The following is a 19,544-nucleotide window of genomic DNA, read 5'->3' on the forward strand; positions in this document are numbered from 1 at the left end:
AGCGTAACGCGAATCTTTAACTTTAACCATTAATGAGTATGATGAAATCTATTAAACATAAAATCCTCAAAGGTGTATGCGGCCTCGTTTGTACAGCCGCCGTATTCTCAGCCAGCGCCCAAATTATTCCGGCACCACCTCAAGTTAATGCAAAAGGTTATTTTTTAGTCGACTTTACAACTGGTAAAGTAATTGCTGAAGGTGAAGCTGACACACAGCTAGCACCAGCAAGTTTAACTAAAATGATGACCAGTTATGTAATTGGTACTGAAATTAAAGCCGGTAACATTGCCAATACCGATATGGTAACGGTAAGCGAAAAAGCATGGGCTAAAAACTTCCCTGAATCTTCTAAAATGTTTATTGAAGTAGGTAAGCAAATTAGTGTTGATCAGCTTAACCACGGGATTATTATTCAATCTGGTAATGATGCATGTGTTGCAATGGCTGAGCATATTGCTGGAAGCGAAAGCGCATTTGCTGATTTAATGAATGCCCATGCTGCTAAATTAGGTATGAGCAACAGCCACTTTATCAACAGCCACGGCCTTGATACTGACGAGCACTTCACAACTCCGCGCGATATGGCGACACTTGGTGCTGCACTTATTCGTGATGTGCCAGACGAATACGCACTTTATAAGCAAAAGTCATTTACTTATAACGGCATTAAGCAATATAACCGTAACTCATTATTGTGGGACGAAAGCTTAGATGTTGACGGTATTAAAACTGGCCATACATCAGAAGCAGGCTACAGCCTAGTTACCTCAGCAACTAAAAACGATATGCGTTTAATTGCTGTTGTTATGGGTACTACCAGCGAACGTGCTCGTAAAGTAGAAAGTAAAAAGCTACTTAACTATGGTTTTCGTTTTTATGAAACAATTACTCCGTACAAAGCAGGCGACAGCTTTGCAGAACAACGTATTTGGATGGGTAACAAAGAAAATGTATCTTTAGGTATTTTAGAAGATACACCGATTACTATCCCACGTGGTCAGCATAAAAACCTTAAAGCTAACTTTGAGCTAGATAACACGCTTGAAGCACCACTTGCTAAAGGTACTAAAGTAGGTACGTTATTCTTACAACTAGAGGGCGAAGATATTGCTCAATACCCGCTAGTAACACTTGAAGAAGTGGAAGAAGGCAGCTTCTTTAGCAAAATTTATGATTACTTACGTTTACAGATAATGCAGTAATTTACAGTTGCCCTACTAACGTGGGTAACTAATTTAAACGTCTCCACTGTGAGGCGTTTTTTTTTGCTTGAAAAATGTTAGAATGCGCCCCATATAAGCAAGACTGCTAATTGCCTATCTGTATTAAGCTTCGAGCTTGCATAGAGTCCACACTTTTGTATGAGGAGTCACCGTCGTGGTTCAACCTGTTAAAGATACTAAATTTGATGAGTACCTAGAGTACCCTTGCCCATTTACATTCAGAATAATGGGTTTAGCTAATGTAAACTTAACTGATCAAATTTTAGCTAAGTTACAACCAATAGCACCTGGCGATTACGCCCCTAAAGTAAAACCAAGCAGCAAAGGTAATTACGAGTCAGTAAGCCTTGTAGCAACAGTTACTAGTGGCAAACACATTGAAGAAATTTACAACGTGATCAGCAATATTGATGACGTACGCCACATGCTTTAATCCATAGTTGAGATTTGTTGTGAACGAAAACACTTTGATCGTACGCCAACTGGGTCGCCAGCGTTATATGCCAATTTGGCAAAAAATGCAGGACTTTACCGACACCCGTGATGAAAATACGCCAGATGAAATTTGGCTTGTAGAGCACGAGAGTGTATTCACCCAAGGTCAAGCTGGTAAGGACGAACACTTACTTGCTCCTGGCGACATTGAGGTGATTAAAGTTGACCGTGGCGGACAAGTAACTTATCACGGTCCAGGCCAGCAAATGATGTATGTATTATTTAATCTACGTCGTTTAAAAATTGGTGTACGTGAGCTGGTTACGTGGCTTGAAGAGTGCATTATTGAATCACTCGCCGAGTACGGTATTCAAGCGTATGCTAAAGCTGATGCACCAGGTGTTTACGTTAACGACAGCAAAATTGCATCTCTTGGGTTAAGAGTTCGTCGTGGTTGCTCGTTTCATGGCTTAGCATTAAATGTTAATATGGACCTAAGTCCATTTTTACGCATTAACCCATGTGGTTATGCGGGCATGAATATGGTGCAAACTAAAGAATTAGATGGTCCTCAAAACCTAGAAAGTGCGGGTGAAGGATTGGTAAAACACATGATCAATAAGCTTAATGCAACACAGGTTAAGCATACTGAAGGGTTTGAAAACGAATGAATAAACCAGTCAAAATGGAACCAGGTGTAAAACTACGCGACGCAGAAAAAATGGCGTTGATCCCAGTAAAAGTTTTACCTACAGAAAAAACTGAAATGTTACGTAAGCCAGAATGGTTAAAAATTCGCTTACCTAAATCAACAGATCGCATTGACGGCATTAAAAAAGCGCTACGTAAACATGGCTTACACTCGGTATGTGAAGAGGCTTCGTGCCCTAACCTATCAGAATGTTTTAACCACGGTACCGCTACCTTTATGATTTTAGGTGCAATATGTACTCGCCGTTGCCCATTTTGTGATGTTGCCCATGGTCGCCCATTAAAACCTGACGCCACTGAACCTGAAAAGCTAGCACTTACTATTAAAGATATGAAGCTAAGCTACGTTGTAATCACTTCGGTTGACCGTGATGATTTACGTGATGGTGGTGCACAACACTTTGCTGATTGTATTCGCGAAATTCGTAAGCACAATCCAACAATCACTATCGAAATTTTAGTACCAGATTTTCGCGGTCGTATGGACCGTGCACTAGAGATATTAATCGAGACGCCACCTGATGTGTTTAACCACAATCTTGAAACTGCGCCACGTTTATACAAACTAGCTCGTCCAGGTGCTGATTACAAATGGTCATTAGAATTACTTCGTCGCTTTAAAGAAGCTCACCCAGAAGTAAAAACCAAATCAGGCCTAATGGTTGGTTTAGGTGAAGAAATTAGCGAAATTGAAGAAGTACTTCGCGATTTACGTGCCCACAACGTTGACATGCTAACTGTAGGCCAATACCTACAACCTTCTAAGCATCACTTACCGGTTAAGCGCTACGTGCCACCAGTAGAGTTTGATGGCTTAAAAGCGTATGCAGACGAAATTGGCTTTACTCACGCGGCTTCAGGCCCGTTTGTACGCTCAAGCTACCACGCAGATCAACAAGCTGCAGGTAAAGAAGTGAAATAATCACTTTTCTCAAAAAATTTAAAAAGCCGTTAATGATGCATAATCATTAACGGCTTTTTCATGTTAATGCTATAGCTTACTGCGCTAACTTACCTTTTGTAATAGAAAAATCAGCAAATCTAACTCGTTCTTCATCAGCGCGAAGGCTGTCGGTTTCAACAATCGAGCGGTATACTCCCCACTTAGGACGAGCAAAATCATCATCACTAAAGCCGCGCCACATATCTATGTTTTGCTCGCTTATATTAAATATCTCTGCATTATCGCTTAAGCGCGTTAACGCCATATCAAACTTGCCATTTTCACTAAATGTAGCTTGTACAAATACTTCGACCCATTCATCAGTAATAACTGACCAGTCGGTTTCAATTAAGTTTCTATCCAGACCCGTGCTGTTACCGTTTTCATCAAAGCCTGCACTATATCGCACTTGCAGCTGATTACCTGTACTGTTTTTTTGCGCCCCAGAAAGCGTGATAATAGGCTGATCGTCATTACCATTGGTGTTGTCGTTGCTATCATTTCGGGCTTTCATTTGAAAAAAATGGCTAAACTTACTCGTAAGCTCAAGCTCGCTGCTTACTTTAAATTTCCAACTGTATTGAAATGTTTCACCCTCAAACGCCAGTGTTTCTTGTGGTGATTTATCGTAGGTTTTTATTTCGTTACGTTGTCTATCACTTACGCCTTTGTCTTTATCTTGGTCATCATCTCGGTGAGCTAAAAAGACAAAATGGTTACCAATTATCGTATCGGTATCTTCAATAATATGGACAACACTTTCATGATTGCCAGCGTATAAATCTGGGGATTCAATTGACCCTTCGCCGAAGGCATTTTCAATAAGCGTGTATGCGTCAAGCCCCGAATTAACGCCATCTGATTGCAATAAAACGTGTGATATTTTCTCAAAGCCATCAGCTTGAGCTATTGGTGCACCAACAATTGTTATGACAACTTGCACGCTAGTATCATCTAAAGAGTTTACAGTTATTGTGTCTTGCAGTGTTTCATCTTCACTTAAAGATGTTATTGAAGCATTTAAATCATCAAGTGTGTATGACCAATCTCCACCAGCATTTAAGCTAAAAAAACCATAGCTTGTAGCGCTATTTTCTTGTGCTATAAAAGTAGCCTCACCGGATTGTTGATCAGTAATGGTTAATGAGCCTGTTATTGCATCATTACTATCACTAATAACTTCGCCTCGGCTATTACCACCAATTATTGCAGGAGTTTGTAAAGTAACCGCTTCATTATTTTGCACCGTAGAATCAGAGCCAGAGCTGCCACAACCAACAACTAAACAAGATAGAAGTGCGGTTGTAATTACATTACGCAGTTTAAGATTATATTTAGGCATTGTTAGTTTTATAGTTAATAGTAAGTTAATAAAACATAAACTTACCAATTAACTATGCAAATAACCACAACTCAATTACCAATTAACATGACCAATTTGATGGCAATCTATTTAAAATTATAAAAGCTATGTTTTTTCAGTGTGATACAAACAATTATTCCTATAGAACGTTTATTTATATATGTTTTAAAATAAAATTAGGTTAAAGCTGAGTTACTTGAGATAATTAATACTGACATAATTATTTAGGTTCATTATGAAACTATTAGTTCGTAACTTGTCTCGTGCTACCACTGAGCATGAGCTTCGTACTTTATTTGCAGAGCACGGTAAAGTGACTACCTGCAACTTGGTACTTGATAAAGAAACTGGCCAATCTAAAGGCTTTGCCTTTTTAGAAATGCCAAACGACATAGAAAGTAAAAGCGCCATTAAAGCACTTAACCAATCTACTGTTGATAAAAGTAAGATCCGCGTAAAGCTTGCAGACGCATAAAGCTAACTGCAACTTATACTAAAAAACCAGCTAATGCTGGTTTTTTGCTTTTAGTGCCAAGTATTGTATTTAAGCTTTATATTTAGCTAAAAAAACTAAGCGGTTATTAAGCCGCTTTTTTTATACTTATAGTGCCCAATATTATAAAAGAAGCAGACAGCACAAAAAATGTCTCCTGCTCAGCTAATATTGCAGCAGCAAAAAATGCAATGCCACTAGCTATAAATAAATACCCACTTTTTTTACATTGGCTCATTATGTGCTCCTTTAGGTTGTTCGTTATTTATACACATTATAAAATCAATCTGCAATTGAATGAAAAGTTCTCTATAAAAATTCGACATCGCTGCGGTGCTTCCTTTATATTGAAAGCCTAATTAAATAACAATATGAAGACTATGGCATCTACTCTTTTAAAAAGCGCTAGCCTAAGCCTGCTAGTTGCACTCTTTGGCTGCTCAGAGCCTGCAAGCCAACAAACCCCATTAGAAAATACAGCCGGTGTAAGCCTTAGCAATATTAAACAGCATATTAAAACGCTAGCCTCTGATGACTTTCAAGGCCGAGGCCCGCTTACTCATGGCGAAGTAAAAACAGTAGGCTACTTAAGCGAGCAATATAAAGCGCTGGGTTTAACCGGTGCTTATAAAGGTAAATACTTACAGCCTGTAAAAATGGCAATGGTGACAGCTAATCAGGACATGCAGTTAAAGGTAGGTGATTTGAGCTTTGAATCAGGCAAAGACTTTACCGCACGTACCGAGCAACTTCAGCCATTAATTGATGTAAGAAGCTCTGACGTTGTATTTGTTGGCTATGGCATTAATGCGCCAGAATATAGCTGGAATGACTATAAAAATATTGATGTAACAGATAAAACAGTGGTTGTGCTAGTTAACGATCCAGGCTTTGCTACTCAAAACAATGCCCTTTTTACTGGTAATGCAATGACCTACTACGGTCGCTGGACTTATAAATATGAAGAAGCCGCTCGCCAAGGTGCAAAGGCTGTATTTATTGTTCATGAAACAGCACCTGCGGCATACCCTTGGGGCGTAGTTGAAAGTTCAAACACCGGCACTAAATACACGTTAACGGATAACAATTTAAACGCGTCTAAATTACCGGTTATGGGCTGGCTAACACTTGATGCGACTGAGAAAATGTTTAACGCCGCAAAGCTTAACTATCAAGATTTAAAACAAGCAGCATTAAATGATGACTTTAAAGCGACGCCACTTAACTTAAAAGCAAACCTTGCCTTTAAAAACGAAGTATCTCATGCAAAATCGCATAACGTAGTTGCACAAATTACAGGTAGCGAATCACCTGACGAATACGTTGTTATTAGCGCTCACTGGGACCACTTTGGTACTAAACAAACGGATACTGGCCCTAAGATTTATAACGGCGCAGTAGATAACGCTTCAGGCACTGCAGCCACTCTTGAAATAGCACGCATCATGAGCAAAATGAATAAGCAAAAACCATTTAAACGCTCAATTATTTTTGCTAACTTTACAGCAGAAGAAACGGGGTTAATTGGTTCTGAAGAATTTGCATCGGGTGCGGTTGTACCTACAAAAAAAATGGTCGGTCTATTAAATATTGATGGCATGAACGTGCTTGATGGCACTGACTACATTTTACAATACGGTAAAGATTTATCGACAATGGAAAACTATTTAGCAAAGGCTGCAAAATCACAAGGCCGTGTTGTTAAAATGGATCCTCGCCCGCAAAATGGCTTATTTTTTAGATCTGATCATTTCTCACTTTCTAAGCAAGGTGTGCCTAGTCTATTATTTATGAGCCTGGGCGATACCGACCCTGAATACATAGCGCATAAGTACCATAAAGAAGCAGACGACTACTCTGCTGATTGGTCGCTAGGGGGAGTTAAGCAAGATATAGATCTTATTGTTGATATAGCCGCTCAACTTGCAAACAATGGCGATTGGCCAAAGTGGACTAGCGAGTCTGACTTTAAAGCTAAGCGCGCACAAGATAAGTAGTAATAGCTATTACTGAGTAATATAAAACCCTCCTACTTGGAGGGTTTTTTCATTAAGCCATATATAAATGCTTTTATTGCCCAAGTACCACTTTAAACATGATTACCTGCACCCTATTAATAAAATAGTTAGCACAGTAAATCTGTCTATAGTGACAAACTATAAAAATTTTTACGAAAAAAGCAACTAAGTATTAAATACTTAGTTGCTTTTTGAGTATGACTGGTAAGGTTTTACAACTAACTCAAATATAAAGCCTGTTACTGAACCGTTGAAAACTCTTCTTTAGATAACTCGCCATTTCCATCTGTATCTAATTGATCAAATAACTGTACTAGTTGCGAGTTTACTTGTGCTTCTGATTTGCTAATTACGCCGTCGCCATCAGTATCAAAAGAATCAAAATCTACCGCAGCAAACGCCGCTGAAGAAGAAGCTAGGGCTACAAGTGGTAGGGCGTGTTGATCTTTGGTGGGTGAATTTGCAGCAGTCTGTTTGGTTTTTAGGCAAGGCAGAGCCTATGTAGTGTGGTTATTCCCCATAAATAGGCGATAACGCAGCATAAATACCAAACATGCGCTGCCCTTTGGGTTCTTTCTAGGGACTATTAACTCTTTGTTGCTCGGTTTTTACTTAGCCCACTAGGTTACAAACCTCGCGCCGCGATTTAATCGTCCCTAGATTGAACAAATTTCAATCCACAAAGATCAATACGCCCTAAAGTTTTGTGTAATGTTTTCATAAGCGTTTCCTTAGGCTTTGTGCCTGATAAGAGAGAGGTAAGAAGTCCTTTTCAAAGATCCTTTAGGAGTAAAGTTTGAATAAATTAATATTCAAAAAAATCATTTTCTGTCGGACCACCACTACTTTGAACATTCAGCTCGTCAAATTGCTCTATCACTTGCGCCGATTTTTCAGAGCGATTAATTAAAGCATTGCCGCCTGTATCAAGTGTTTCAAAGTCTGTGTTTGCAAATACAACTGACGAGGAAACAATAGCTATGAGCACAAATATTGATTGTAGCTTTTTCATAATTTAATCCTTCAAAAGTATGCGGTGTCCTAAATAAATTTGCTCAATAGTGTTCTCTAGTCACTTCCTGGTTATTCTTTTTAGTAGGCTCCCTTGCCTACTTAGGTTGTCTTTGGCAACTCAGAATTTAGATAACATCACAGAGCATTAACTGCTTAAGGCTTTAATTTTAGGCCTTAGAAAACTCATCTTCAGATAGCTCACCATCTTGGTTTGTATCGAGTTCTTCAAATTTGCTTAAAAGCTCAGCATCTACTGAAGCTTCGGCTTGGCTGATTGCGCCATTACCATCTACGTCTAGCGTATCAAAATCTGTTGCTGCAAAAGCCGCTGATGAAGAAGCTAGCGCCATTAGTACTAATGTTGATTGAAATGTTTTCATAATAGTATTCCTTCATTGGGTTGTTGCGATTAAGGCCTTTGGCTTTCATCACGTTTTGCTTAATACACTCTAGGTATTACAACTTCGATGCCACTTTTTATTTGTTATTTAAAAACAATGAGTTAAACAATATAAAGCGAGAGAAGCTAAATTTGGGGAGATGCTTTTGTTGCTTTTTAGCAACAGTCATTTAACTAAAAAAATAAGCCAATATAAATCAATAAGTTAACTTTAATTAAAAAGACACACTTTAGCTAAAAAGCCAGTGACGGGAGCATTTAGGTTCGTCTTCAAAATAAACTGAATATGAACATGGAAATTACATAGGATTTATTCAAGTTTATTAAAAAATAAACTTATTTAAAATTAGATAGTTATATTTTTTTGAGGTATTTTATAAAAATTGTGAAGTGATATTTTGAAATTAACTGTTTTGTTGCCAAATGGCGAATTTATCTAGAAAGGTTGCAATGTGAAAGCTAAGTTATAGCATTGAGTTCATAACTTAATGCGCCGTAAAATATAGGTTCGCTTGAGTTAAGCAAACCTACATCGTGTGCCAGCCATCTGCAAAAGTACCGCTAAAAGTGCCACTATTTGAGTGAGGTAAATTATGTAGATTTAAACTACTTCCACCCTTGTAGCCACTTTTGGTTGTCTTTTAAATCTCGCCAACTAATTGGATATTGATTTTTTGACATAACAGCCTCGGTAATACACTCAATTACATTGCCGTCTTCATCAAATTCCACCTCAACAATAATAAAGTGCTTTTCTTTATTTATAGCAGGTGTTGCGGTCCATTTACTATTCAATAATTTTTTAGGGTTTAATTTATTCATTTAATATAGCGACTCCTGCTAATATCACAGCTTATATAAAGCAACTATACGACCCCAACACCTACTTAGTTCAGGTTACTGCGCAACTAGCTTACCTTTGTACATTTGCATTTGGCAATGAAAGTCATATTCACCAGCTTCAAGCGCAGGTAGTTTAACTGTATTACCATCACCCATTGCCAGAGCTTTACTTATATCAAGCTGTGGAAATATCACTGTTTCGGCGCACGGTGCGCTGTCTTTTCTATCAAAGGTAAGTACAACCTCTTTGTTGGCAGCCACTTGAATATGGCCAGGCTTATAGATACCGTTATCAACGACTATCGTTACTTTATTGTCATCACTTTGTGTTTGCTCTGGTTTGTATAGCCAAAACCAATAAATAATTGCGGCTATTAACAGTGCACCACCTATATTAATCATCAACATAATGTACTCCTTAGCTTAAATTACGATTTATTTGGTTTGAAAAAACGTAAGCGATTAGCGTTACTTACCACAGTAAGCGATGAAAGTGCCATAGCAGCTCCTGCTACAACGGGGTTAAGTAATATGCCAAAAAATGGATACAACACGCCGGCTGCAATCGGAATACCCGCCACGTTATAAATAAAGGCACCAAATAGGTTTTGTTTAATATTTAAAATAGTTGCATTACTCACGGCAATTGCATCAGCAAGGCCATGTAACGAGCCACGCATTAAGGTAATGTCTGCACTTTCTATTGCTACATCAGTACCTGTACCAATTGCAAAGCCTACATCGGCTTGCGCAAGTGCGGGAGCATCGTTAATACCGTCACCTGTCATACCGACTATTTCACCATTTTCTTGGCGTTTTGTTACTTCGTTAACTTTGTCATCGGGCATTACTTCTGCAATAAAGTCATCAATACCAACTTGCTTAGCAACAGCTTGTGCAGTGGCTTTGTTGTCACCAGTTAGCATAACTAGGTGGATACCTTTATTTTGCAGGCGTTTAATCGCTTCTACTGAATCCTCTTTAATAGGATCTGCTACAGCAATAATAGCGTGGAGCTTATTATTACTTGCAAAATACATGGGCGTTTTAGCATCACTGGCAAGTGTTTGAGCTTGCTCGGTTGCATCATCAACACTCACATTGTATTTATCCATTAGCGCTTTGTTGCCAAATAACAATGTTTGCCCGTCAACACTGCCAGTTACGCCTTTACCTGTAATGGCATCAAAGTCGGTAACTTTACTCAGTGTTAAGCCATGCTTTTTAGCGTATGCCGTAATTGCTTCAGCCAGTGGATGCTCTGAGCTACTTTCAAGGCTTGCAACACATTGCATTACTGTATTTTCGTCGCTGTTGTTAAATGTAACCACATCGGTAACTTGCGGTGTGCCTTGAGTAATAGTGCCTGTTTTATCTAAAATCATGGTGGTGATTTTAGATGTAGTTTGCAGCGACTCGCCATTTCGAATTAATATTCCCGACTCAGCGGCTTTACCAATACCCACCATAACCGACATAGGGGTTGCGAGTCCCAGCGCACAAGGACAAGCAATAATAAGTACCGTGGTTACAGCAACAACGGCATAAGCAATTGATGGCTCAGGTCCAAAGTTTAACCATGCAAGGCCAGCAAGTACTGCTATAATCATGACTGTTGGTACAAATATTCCTGATATAACATCAGCTAAGCGCCCTATTGATGGCTTAGAGTTTTGTGCACGTTTTACCATATTGATAATATTAGCCAGTGTGGTTTCGCTACCAATGTGCGTGGCTTTAAATAATAAAGTGCCACTTTTATTAATACTTCCGGCAACGACTTTGTCGCCCGTTTTTTTGCTTACAGCCATTGGCTCACCAGTAAGCATTGACTCATCAACCGTACTGCTGCCTTCAATAACATCGCCATCCACAGGGATTTTTTCACCCGGGCGTACGCGTACTTCATCATTTTTTACAACATCACTAATGTCGATGTCTTGCTCTTGCCCATCGCGAATCACGCGTGCAGTTTTTGGTTGCAGGCCAATTAAGCGTTTAATTGCTTGTGAGGTGCGCCCACGTGCTTTTACTTCAAAAGCGAGCCCTAAACTAATTAAACCGATGATCATCGATGATGCTTCAAAATATACGTGTCTTGCAACTTCCGGTAATAAGTTTGGTGCTATTACCACAAACATTGAATACAACCACGCAGTACCTGTACCAAGCGCTATTAATGTATCCATATTGGCAGCATGGTTTTTAAATGCCTGCCATGCACCGTTGTAAAATTGTTTACCTGATATAGCCATAACCACAAGCGTGACTATACCCACTAAAAACCATGCTATTCGTTGTGTGTCGGTGGTCACACTCATGTCAAAAATAAGCCCGTATATCATTAACGGTGCACCGACCCCTAACGCTAATATCATATTACGCATTAGCTTTTTGTAATGTGCCTCGTCCGACTTTGCTTTTTCATCAAGTGCATCTTGATCAGACTCGTTACTCATTGGCTTAGCTGAATAACCAATGTTTTCGACTGCTTTAATAAGCGTGCTTTCGCAGGCTTTACCTTCTACACGTACTGTACGCTCAGCAAAGTTCATTTCTACATTTTGCGCACCTTGCACGCTATTAAGGGCTTTTTCAATTTTAGCCACACAACTGCCGCAATTAGCACCTTCAATAATAAAGTTTTGCGCGGTGTCTTTTGTATTAGTCGTCATTACGCTGCTCCTTATTTGCAGAATCGTTTATTGGATCAACAAATGATTCTATTAAACTACACACGTCACTGGCATTTGCACCATCGGCTGATGTATCCCATTGCGCCAGAGCTGCATGCATTCTGTTTCGTAATTTTAATGTTTCTTGAAATAGTGCTTCGGTTTCTTCTAGGCGTTTAGTAATGAGTTTACGCGTTAACGGACAAGGACAATTCCCCAGCTCTGACTCGCCTATAATGTGTTGAATATCTTTGAGTGAAAAACCAAGTTGACGAGAGCTAATAATAAACTTTAAACGTTGCTGGTCTTGCTTTGTATACTCTTGATAGCCATTTTCTTCACTGCGTATTGGGTTAAGTAACCCAACACGTGTGTAATGACGAACAGTATCGGCAGTCACGCCCATTAACTTGGCGAGTTGTTTAACATACATAATTTAGCTCCGTCGTGTTTCAGTAGCTTCATAATAAACCTAGGTGCAACACATAGGTCAATGACTATTTTAAAACTAATAAAATAATACCAATTCGCTTAATTAAGTAACCTATTTAAGACAAGAAAATCGTGTTGATAACCAGGCAAAGGTTTCGTTATTTAGTTGTTATCACTAATTGCCTCTGCATCCATGCAGTCGTATATCAAAATGTTTAACGCAGTTAACGCCGAATTTAATCCCTCAAATTGATTAAGTATTGTTGCTCATTAGTATAGTGACACAAACATAATTAACTTAAGCTGATATCGGGCGTGTATTATCTGTAGGGGATGTAATTTAGGAGAGAAGCGCCTAAGTAAGGCGCGTATTAATCTAAGGGCGTGTTGATCATTGGTGGTTTAATTTACAGCAGACTGTTTGGTCTTTAGGCAAGGCAGAGCCTATGTAGTGTGGTTATTCCCCATAAATAGGCGATAACGCAGCATAAATACCAAACATGCGCTGCCCTAGTTTGATTCGCTACGGCTTTGCTCTAATTCGTCGCTTAGTTGCTGCGCTAAAGTTTGTATTTTAGGCATAGCATCTTTCATTAAGCTTTGTGACATTTGCATAGACTCTTGCATTACAACAGGCATTTTTTCAAGTATTTTTTGCCCTGTATCTGTTTTATAAAACGCTAGCATATCGGCAATTTCTTGCTCACTAAAATGTTTGTCGTACACGCTAATCATCATCGGCTGCATTTTGGCCCAGCTCATTTCGGTTTTTAATACCGTCGTCATGTCGCTGTAGTATTTATCAAAAATTGCCTGTTCAGAAGGCTTAACGCCCATTTGGTCTGACATGCCTTTCATCATACCTTCAACCTGGCCGTACATAGAGTCAACCATTGAATCTAAATTCATTACACTAATAAGTTCATCTATTTTTTGCTGCTTAGTATTTTGTTCAGCATATAAACTACTAGAAAAAATCAGTAATGATAAAAGTAGTACCTTACCCATAATAATATCCTTTCATATAAATAATCGTTTTATAGTTACATTATTAATTAGTCTTGTAAAGGGTACAAGCAATCACTAAAAAGGCCGAGTAAAATGAATTTATTCGGCCTTTTATAAATATATTTTTATGTTAATCGTCTTCTACATTATCTAGGCCTTTAGTGCCTTCTTTGGCTTTTAGCTTATGATGAATAGCTGACTTTATTAGCATGTAACCACTAATCGGTGCCGTAATTAGTAAAAATATAGTAATGAGTATTTCTTTAACACTTAGGCCATGCCCTGAATTTGCAAAATAAACCATAGCTGCAATTAGCATACTTGCCATGCCCAACGTTGTTGCTTTAGTTGGCCCATGCAAACGCATAAAAAAGTCAGGTAGTTTAACTAAGCCTATTGAGCCAATTAAAATAAACGTACCACCAAATAACAATAATATTGATACAACCCATTCGCTGATCATGTTTTCACCTTATTCAATTATATCGCCACGTAGTAAATACTTACACACTGCAACTGTACTTATGAAACCTAGCATGGCAATAAGCAGTGCAGCTTCAAAATAAAGCCCTGTATCCATACTAATGCTATATAAAATAATCAGTGCAATGACGTTAATGTACATTGTATCGAGCGCTAAAACACGATCAGGCACTGATGGACCAATGATCAATCGCCATAAATTAAGCAATAATGATAAGCCAATCATCGAAAAAACAATGAGTAATACGGTGTCTAACATTGAAATATCTCCTTTAGTGGAGCTTCGTAGCGTTGTTTTATTTGTTTGATAAGTGCTTCTTCATCTTTAAGGTCAAGCACATGTATTAATAAGTAGCGTTGTGTTGGCTCTTCACCCTCAGGTAACGATTCAGCAATTGGGTAAACCTCTGCACTCACTGTACCGGGTGTAAGCGATACACTACTGGCCAATATGGTAATTGGCATATCATGAGTTAAATCTATCGGTACTTTTATAAATGCCGGACGCAAATTTTTAGATGGCCCAAGTATAAGTAAAGCCACTTGTAAATTTGCTACGACAATATCGTACAGCACAATAAGCAACTGCTTAAGAGCCAAGCCCGGCTTTAAAATTAGTGGCTGAGGCTCGCGAAGCGAAAAACTTAATATCGGGATAAGTATTGCAAAAATAGTCGCTAATACTAAGTGCCCTACCGACACGCTATTATTTAACAATAGCCAAACCATAAACAAAAATAAGCTACGAAATGGCGTTGGTAACCAACGAAAACGGGCTTGTAATCTCATCACATGCCTCCTTTAAGTACAGCATTAATACCGCCGCTTATATCATGTAACTGAGTAGCAGCACCTAGCATGTATTCACTTATTGGTCCGCCAAAAATAACGAGCAATGGCGAACACGCAAGTAAACCTATAATTACAATTACCTGCAACGGGTGTGCATTTGCACAATCTGCGTTTTCGCTATTTTTACTTTTATGCTCCCAAAACAAGGTCGTGCCAGCACGCGAAAGCGCTACCAACAACGCGAAGCTTGTTACTAAATATACAGGCCAAAATAGTAAAGCTTGCTCACTATTTAATGTGGCTTTAAGTATCCAAATTTTACCTACAAAGCCTGATAGTGGCGGCATACCAACTACAGTTAAAGCCGCAACAATAAAGCACACACCTAATAAAAATGGTTGTTTAACAGAGCGACCCGCTACTAGCCTATCACCAACTTTACCGCGCTGGATTGAAACTAAGTCTGCTAGTAAAAACAGTGCGGCACTAACAAGTGTTGAATGCACTAAATAATATAAAAGTGCAGCAGTGGCATTTACATTTTGCAATGCAATTAGCGCAACCAACGTACCTACCGATACTAATACTAAGTTAGAGGTGAGTTTACGTAAGTCTTGCGCTGCCATAACGCCAATGGCACCCACTATAATGGTGGCAATTGCTAAGCCCCAAAGCCAAGGCTGCGCCATATGTTCAAGCGCTCCTGCTTGTTCGCCAAATATCACCGTGTAAACACGAAGCATGGCGTAAACGCCTACTTTGGTCATAATCGCAAACAATGCAGCAACCACAGGTTTAGCGCTTGAATACGTATTTGGAAGCCATAAATGCAGAGGTAATAGTGCGGCCTTTAAAGCAAATACAATTAATAGTAATAAACCACCTGCTTTTGCTAGGTATACATCATCGCCCGAAAGCTGTGATACTTTTTGCGCCATATCTGCAATATTAAGCGTACCAAGTACACCGTACAAAATACCCAAACCGATTAAAAATACGCTTGAGCCAACTAAATTTAATATTACATATTGCAGTGCCGCACGAGTGTTTTGTTTATCACCTGCGTGCATTAACAGTGCATATGATGCAATCAGTAACACTTCAAAAAATACAAATAGGTTAAATAAATCGCCAGTTAAAAACGCGCCATTTACACCCAATATTAAAAAATGAACAAGTGGATGATAAAAGCTGCCCTTTTCATCATCGCCAGCACTACCATATAAAATAGCGCCCAAACCTAAAAGTGAAGTTAACGTAACCAATAAGGTAGATAACATGTCAGCGACTAAGACTATCCCAAATGGTGCAGACCAACTACCAATAGCGTAAACATTAATACCTGTATTATTAATATGTACAAGTAAAAGCACACTAATGGCAAAAGTAGCTATTGCCATTACAATTGAAACTAAGCGGCGAATTTTGACGCTTTTACCACATGGCGGCAGCAATAAAATAACTGCCGTCAACATAGGTAATAAAATAGGTAGCGAAGCTAAATGTTGGATCATTTTTGCTCCTTATTATCTGCAGAGGTGTTAGGCACATAACCATCAACATGGTCACTACCTAAATCGGCGCGCCCACGTATTGCCAAAATAACCACAAATGCGGTCATCGCAAAACCAATCACTATTGCAGTTAGTACTAATGCTTGAGGTAGAGGATCGGCGTATTCTGTGCCAGTACCAAGTACTACCGCTTTATTAATAGTAAGGCGACCTGCTGAAAACAAAAATAAATTAACAGCGTATGAAATCATAGTAAGCCCAAGTACTACAGGGAATGTACGAGCTCTCAGCAGTAAAAACACACCGCAACTGACCAATACTCCAACGCAAGATGCGTACAATAATTCCATTAAATATTTACCTCTTTTTTCTGGGTATCTGCTGTCATATTACCTAAGCTTGCTAAAATCATTAACGTAGCGCCTACAACAGTTAAGTAAACACCTAGGTCAAATGCAATCGCGCTGGCAAGCTCTGTTTTACCGACAAACGGAATATCAAAGTAGTCAAACCAAGTTGTTAAAAATGGCTTATCGAAGAACCAACTACCCACACCTGTAAACAAAGAAATACCGATGCCTGAGGCTATAATTTTGCGATAATTAACATCAAAGCGTTCGTTTATCCATGCTGTACCATGCGCCATGTATTGCAAAATAAACGCGATTGACGTTACCAGTCCTGCAATAAAGCCACCACCAGGTAAGTTATGTCCACGTAAGAAAATATATGCAGAAACTAATAACGCAAGCGGTAATAAACTTTGTGAAATACTCGCCAGTAATATTGGATGACGTTCTTTAGCCCATGGGCGCCCTTCGCTGTCGCTTGCTGGCATAAATAATGGAATTCGAGAAAGTACTTTAAATATACCTAATGCGGCAATACCTAATACGGTAATTTCTCCAAGCGTATCAAAGCCCCTAAAGTCGACCAAAATAACGTTAACCACGTTGGTACCACCGCCACCTATTTTAGCGTTAGCAATAAAGAAGTCTGAGATTGAATCTAATGGACGTGTAAGTAATGCGTAACAAATACTCGCTATCACTACACCTAACGTAGAGGCTATTGCTAAGTCTCGAAGTACGCGTAATGAACTTGATTCTTTTGGCGTATGCTGCGGCAAGAAAAACAATGCCAACATAAGTAAAATAATAGTAACAACCTCAACGGTTAGCTGCGTAAGCGCTAAATCTGGAGCAGAAAAGCGTGTAAATACAACCGACACCATTAATCCTACAATTGAGAGCATTAATAGCGATACCATTCGAGAGCGATGCCAAATAACGGTGGCAAGAGCACCAATAATCAATAAGCCTGCACCAATTGCATTGTGCACATCAACAGGGGTAAGTGGCATGCTTCCGGCAAGTTGTTGCATTTCAAATAACGGCCAACCTGCACACAGTAATACTACCGCTAACATAATTACAAGGTAGCGCTGCAGCGATCCATTTTCTGTACTGTTTACTTTTGACTGACACCAAGCAACAATATTTAAGATTACACGTTCAAACGTTTTTTTAGCGTTTAGAGGTGGTAGTGATGCTTGAAATTGAAATAGATATTTACGATTAATATAAATAAATAAGCCGCCAGCAATCGCCATCGCACTCATTAGTAGAGGCAAGTTAAACCCATGCCAGATAGCTAATTCGTAAACAGGCATTTCTTTTCCAAGTACAGCTAAAGACGCCGCAGATAAAATGCCATCAATTGTAAAGTGCGGGAACATACCCACTAACAAACAAATCACAACAAGTATTTCTATTGGTACACGCATATAGCGCGGTGGCTCATGCGGCGTACGAGGTAAATCAATTGGTTCACCATTAAAAAACACGTCATGAATAAAGCGTGCTGAGTACGCAACAGCTAATGCACCTGCAACAGTTGCCAGTACTGGAATTAACCACGACATAGAACCAAGCACTTGCTGATGCAGCGTTTCTGCAAAAAACATTTCTTTAGACAAGAAGCCATTTAGTAAAGGAACTCCTGCCATTGCAGCCGCCGCGACCATCGCAAGCGTTGCAGTGTATGGTAAGTATCGCCACATACCATTTAATTTACGCATATCGCGCGTGCCCGTTTCGTGATCAATAATACCAACGGCCATAAATAACGACGCTTTAAACGTTGCATGGTTAATTATGTGAAAAATAGCAGCAACAGTCGCAAGTTCAGTATCAAGTCCGAGTAATAGCGTTATTAAACCCAAATGGCTTATTGTTGAATAGGCTAGCAAGCCTTTTAAGTCGTGTTTGAATAGTGCTATATAAGCGCCAAACAACAGCGTAGCTAAACCCGTTAACCCAACGAGCAAGAACCAAGTATCGGTGCCGGCTAAAGCAGGATGAAAACGTGCTAACAAAAATATACCGGCTTTTACCATCGTCGCAGAATGTAAATACGCGCTTACTGGCGTAGGCGCTGCCATTGCATGAGGAAGCCAAAAGTGAAATGGAAATTGTGCCGATTTAGTAAACGCACCCAGTAGCACCAATACCAATGCTACTTCGTATAAATCATGAGATTGAATTATTGCTTTACTCGCTAGAATAACATCTAGGTCGTAACTACCAACAATATCACCTAATAGCATCAATCCAGCAAGTAACGCTAAGCCGCCCGCGCCTGTTACAGCAAGCGCCATACGTGCGCCTTTTCGCGCTTCTGATTTATGCCACCAAAAACTAATTAATAAAAATGAGCTGATGCTCGTTAATTCCCAAAACAACCACAGTTGAATGACGTTGTTAGACATAACAATACCAAGCATTGCAGTCATAAATAGCATTAAGTAACTATATAGCTTAGCCATTGAGTCATTAGCGCTTAGGTAGTAACGGGTGTAGAGGATAACGAGCAAGCCTATGCCTAAAATCATAAACATAAACAATAAACTGAGGCCGTCTAACCGCAGAGACAAATCGAGTCCTATTGACGGGATCCAAGCTAAAGAATAACGAATGGTTTCGCCCGCTAAAACGGCAGGTGCATGGTATAGAGTAATCCCCAAAGCCGTCAAAGGCGCAAGAGCCGTTAAACTAGTGCTTAAATTGCGGGATAACTTACCTGTGCATGCAGAAATAACACTGCCAATTAAGGATAACAAGGGTATCCAGAGCAAAGTCATAATGTAGGGCCTTTTATTATCATAAGTTTATTAGGGCATCTCTTTTTAATAC

21 protein-coding genes and 1 pseudogene are annotated in these 19,544 nt (G+C 39.3%); 6 read left to right on the forward strand and 16 right to left on the reverse strand.

All coding sequences use genetic code 11. From position 1 onward, the window contains the following. Nucleotides 1-41 precede the first annotated feature (41 nt). From GQR52_RS14750 to lipA, 4 genes are all read left to right on the forward strand, one after another. Nucleotides 42-1,205, forward strand: a complete 1,164-nt coding sequence (locus tag GQR52_RS14750) for a serine hydrolase (protein ID WP_165728924.1) — start codon at nt 42-44, stop codon at nt 1,203-1,205. Between the two features lie 175 nt (nt 1,206-1,380). Beyond that, nucleotides 1,381-1,659 carry a DUF493 family protein YbeD gene (ybeD, locus tag GQR52_RS14755; RefSeq protein WP_002958517.1) on the forward strand — a complete coding sequence of 93 codons (279 nt, stop codon included), beginning with the start codon at nt 1,381-1,383 and terminating at the stop codon, nt 1,657-1,659. Between the two features lie 19 nt (nt 1,660-1,678). Next, complete coding sequence (gene lipB, locus GQR52_RS14760) at nt 1,679-2,332, forward strand: lipoyl(octanoyl) transferase LipB (protein WP_165728925.1); 654 nt, start codon at nt 1,679-1,681, stop codon at nt 2,330-2,332. After that, nucleotides 2,329-3,294 (forward strand): lipoyl synthase, encoded by a 966-nt coding sequence (gene lipA / locus GQR52_RS14765; RefSeq protein WP_002958515.1) that lies wholly within the window; start codon nt 2,329-2,331, stop codon nt 3,292-3,294. Before lipB ends, lipA begins: the two co-directional genes overlap by 4 nt. Nucleotides 3,295-3,370: 76 nt before the next feature. On the opposite strand, the gene GQR52_RS14770 is transcribed toward lipA, so the two are convergent. After that, nucleotides 3,371-4,657, reverse strand: a complete 1,287-nt coding sequence (locus tag GQR52_RS14770) for a VCBS domain-containing protein (protein ID WP_165728926.1) — start codon at nt 4,655-4,657, stop codon at nt 3,371-3,373. Between the two features lie 256 nt (nt 4,658-4,913). Here GQR52_RS14770 and GQR52_RS14775 point away from each other — a divergent pair, with 256 nt between their 5' ends. Beyond that, entirely contained in the window at nt 4,914-5,153 is a 240-nt protein-coding gene (locus GQR52_RS14775; RefSeq protein WP_007585551.1) for an RNA-binding protein, read from the forward strand. 106 nt (nt 5,154-5,259) lie between these two features. Here GQR52_RS14775 and GQR52_RS14780 read toward each other — a convergent pair whose 3' ends face one another. Beyond that, entirely contained in the window at nt 5,260-5,409 is a 150-nt protein-coding gene (locus GQR52_RS14780) for a hypothetical protein (protein ID WP_007585545.1), read from the reverse strand. 142 nt (nt 5,410-5,551) lie between these two features. On the opposite strand from GQR52_RS14780, the gene GQR52_RS14785 reads away from it, so the two are divergent. Beyond that, nucleotides 5,552-7,168 (forward strand): M28 family metallopeptidase, encoded by a 1,617-nt coding sequence (locus GQR52_RS14785; RefSeq protein WP_165728927.1) that lies wholly within the window; start codon nt 5,552-5,554, stop codon nt 7,166-7,168. Nucleotides 7,169-7,428: 260 nt separating this feature from the next. On the opposite strand, the pseudogene GQR52_RS14790 reads toward GQR52_RS14785, so the two are convergent. The 14 genes and pseudogenes from GQR52_RS14790 to GQR52_RS14855 form a co-directional block, all read right to left on the reverse strand. Continuing rightward, a pseudogene (locus GQR52_RS14790) lies at nt 7,429-7,617 on the reverse strand (EF-hand domain-containing protein); the annotation flags it as partial. A 377-nt stretch (nt 7,618-7,994) separates the two neighbouring features. Next, on the reverse strand, nt 7,995-8,201 hold the full coding sequence (locus GQR52_RS14795; protein ID WP_165728928.1) for a calmodulin: 207 nt from the start codon (nt 8,199-8,201) through the stop codon (nt 7,995-7,997). Between the two features lie 169 nt (nt 8,202-8,370). Beyond that, a complete protein-coding gene (locus tag GQR52_RS14800; RefSeq protein ID WP_007585535.1) occupies nt 8,371-8,583 on the reverse strand; it encodes a calmodulin in 213 nt (70 codons plus the stop codon). 626 nt (nt 8,584-9,209) lie between these two features. Next, nucleotides 9,210-9,425 (reverse strand): TIGR02450 family Trp-rich protein, encoded by a 216-nt coding sequence (locus GQR52_RS14805; protein ID WP_002958506.1) that lies wholly within the window; start codon nt 9,423-9,425, stop codon nt 9,210-9,212. A gap of 75 nt (nt 9,426-9,500) precedes the next feature. Continuing rightward, nucleotides 9,501-9,854: a cupredoxin domain-containing protein gene (locus tag GQR52_RS14810; protein WP_165728929.1), complete on the reverse strand. Its 354-nt coding sequence runs from the start codon at nt 9,852-9,854 to the stop codon at nt 9,501-9,503. A gap of 20 nt (nt 9,855-9,874) precedes the next feature. Further along, entirely contained in the window at nt 9,875-12,121 is a 2,247-nt protein-coding gene (locus GQR52_RS14815) for a heavy metal translocating P-type ATPase (protein WP_165728930.1), read from the reverse strand. Further along, entirely contained in the window at nt 12,111-12,554 is a 444-nt protein-coding gene (locus GQR52_RS14820; RefSeq protein WP_165728931.1) for a MerR family transcriptional regulator, read from the reverse strand. Before GQR52_RS14820 ends, GQR52_RS14815 begins: the two co-directional genes overlap by 11 nt. Nucleotides 12,555-13,063: 509 nt before the next feature. Beyond that, entirely contained in the window at nt 13,064-13,561 is a 498-nt protein-coding gene (locus tag GQR52_RS14825) for a DUF2059 domain-containing protein (RefSeq protein WP_010554687.1), read from the reverse strand. Nucleotides 13,562-13,691: 130 nt separating this feature from the next. Continuing rightward, complete coding sequence (locus GQR52_RS14830) at nt 13,692-14,024, reverse strand: Na+/H+ antiporter subunit G (protein ID WP_007585525.1); 333 nt, start codon at nt 14,022-14,024, stop codon at nt 13,692-13,694. A gap of 9 nt (nt 14,025-14,033) precedes the next feature. After that, the gene (locus GQR52_RS14835) at nt 14,034-14,303 is read right to left on the reverse strand and encodes a K+/H+ antiporter subunit F (RefSeq protein ID WP_007378493.1); all 270 of its coding nucleotides are present in this window, start codon (nt 14,301-14,303) and stop codon (nt 14,034-14,036) included. After that, the gene (locus tag GQR52_RS14840; protein ID WP_007585523.1) at nt 14,297-14,833 is read right to left on the reverse strand and encodes a Na+/H+ antiporter subunit E; all 537 of its coding nucleotides are present in this window, start codon (nt 14,831-14,833) and stop codon (nt 14,297-14,299) included. The genes GQR52_RS14835 and GQR52_RS14840 overlap by 7 nt, the downstream gene beginning before the upstream one ends. Then, nucleotides 14,833-16,350, reverse strand: a complete 1,518-nt coding sequence (locus GQR52_RS14845) for a monovalent cation/H+ antiporter subunit D (protein ID WP_010554686.1) — start codon at nt 16,348-16,350, stop codon at nt 14,833-14,835. The genes GQR52_RS14840 and GQR52_RS14845 overlap by 1 nt, the downstream gene beginning before the upstream one ends. Then, nucleotides 16,347-16,700: a Na+/H+ antiporter subunit C gene (locus tag GQR52_RS14850; RefSeq protein WP_010554685.1), complete on the reverse strand. Its 354-nt coding sequence runs from the start codon at nt 16,698-16,700 to the stop codon at nt 16,347-16,349. The genes GQR52_RS14845 and GQR52_RS14850 overlap by 4 nt, the downstream gene beginning before the upstream one ends. Next, on the reverse strand, nt 16,700-19,492 hold the full coding sequence (locus tag GQR52_RS14855; RefSeq protein WP_165728932.1) for a monovalent cation/H+ antiporter subunit A: 2,793 nt from the start codon (nt 19,490-19,492) through the stop codon (nt 16,700-16,702). The genes GQR52_RS14850 and GQR52_RS14855 overlap by 1 nt, the downstream gene beginning before the upstream one ends. Between the last annotated feature and the right edge of the window lie 52 nt (nt 19,493-19,544).

It is taken from the genome of Pseudoalteromonas sp. 31A1 (assembly GCF_011378815.1).
Lineage (GTDB): Bacteria > Pseudomonadota > Gammaproteobacteria > Enterobacterales > Alteromonadaceae > Pseudoalteromonas > Pseudoalteromonas arctica.

Excerpts from the sequence above, each read along its gene's own strand:
- GQR52_RS14750 (WP_165728924.1), top strand. The coding sequence starts at position 42 with ATGAAATCTATTAAACATAAAATCCTCAAAGGTGTATGCGGCCTCGTT.
- lipA (WP_002958515.1), top strand. The coding sequence starts at position 2,329 with ATGAATAAACCAGTCAAAATGGAACCAGGTGTAAAACTACGCGACGCA.
- GQR52_RS14770 (WP_165728926.1), bottom strand. The coding sequence starts at position 4,657 with ATGCCTAAATATAATCTTAAACTGCGTAATGTAATTACAACCGCACTT.
- GQR52_RS14775 (WP_007585551.1), top strand. The coding sequence starts at position 4,914 with ATGAAACTATTAGTTCGTAACTTGTCTCGTGCTACCACTGAGCATGAG.
- GQR52_RS14780 (WP_007585545.1), bottom strand. The coding sequence starts at position 5,409 with ATGAGCCAATGTAAAAAAAGTGGGTATTTATTTATAGCTAGTGGCATT.
- GQR52_RS14785 (WP_165728927.1), top strand. The coding sequence starts at position 5,552 with ATGGCATCTACTCTTTTAAAAAGCGCTAGCCTAAGCCTGCTAGTTGCA.
- GQR52_RS14795 (WP_165728928.1), bottom strand. The coding sequence starts at position 8,201 with ATGAAAAAGCTACAATCAATATTTGTGCTCATAGCTATTGTTTCCTCG.
- GQR52_RS14800 (WP_007585535.1), bottom strand. The coding sequence starts at position 8,583 with ATGAAAACATTTCAATCAACATTAGTACTAATGGCGCTAGCTTCTTCA.
- GQR52_RS14805 (WP_002958506.1), bottom strand. The coding sequence starts at position 9,425 with ATGAATAAATTAAACCCTAAAAAATTATTGAATAGTAAATGGACCGCA.
- GQR52_RS14810 (WP_165728929.1), bottom strand. The coding sequence starts at position 9,854 with ATGTTGATGATTAATATAGGTGGTGCACTGTTAATAGCCGCAATTATT.
- GQR52_RS14815 (WP_165728930.1), bottom strand. The coding sequence starts at position 12,121 with ATGACGACTAATACAAAAGACACCGCGCAAAACTTTATTATTGAAGGT.
- GQR52_RS14820 (WP_165728931.1), bottom strand. The coding sequence starts at position 12,554 with ATGTATGTTAAACAACTCGCCAAGTTAATGGGCGTGACTGCCGATACT.
- GQR52_RS14825 (WP_010554687.1), bottom strand. The coding sequence starts at position 13,561 with ATGGGTAAGGTACTACTTTTATCATTACTGATTTTTTCTAGTAGTTTA.
- GQR52_RS14830 (WP_007585525.1), bottom strand. The coding sequence starts at position 14,024 with ATGATCAGCGAATGGGTTGTATCAATATTATTGTTATTTGGTGGTACG.
- GQR52_RS14835 (WP_007378493.1), bottom strand. The coding sequence starts at position 14,303 with ATGTTAGACACCGTATTACTCATTGTTTTTTCGATGATTGGCTTATCA.
- GQR52_RS14840 (WP_007585523.1), bottom strand. The coding sequence starts at position 14,833 with ATGAGATTACAAGCCCGTTTTCGTTGGTTACCAACGCCATTTCGTAGC.
- GQR52_RS14845 (WP_010554686.1), bottom strand. The coding sequence starts at position 16,350 with ATGATCCAACATTTAGCTTCGCTACCTATTTTATTACCTATGTTGACG.
- GQR52_RS14850 (WP_010554685.1), bottom strand. The coding sequence starts at position 16,700 with ATGGAATTATTGTACGCATCTTGCGTTGGAGTATTGGTCAGTTGCGGT.
- GQR52_RS14855 (WP_165728932.1), bottom strand. The coding sequence starts at position 19,492 with ATGACTTTGCTCTGGATACCCTTGTTATCCTTAATTGGCAGTGTTATT.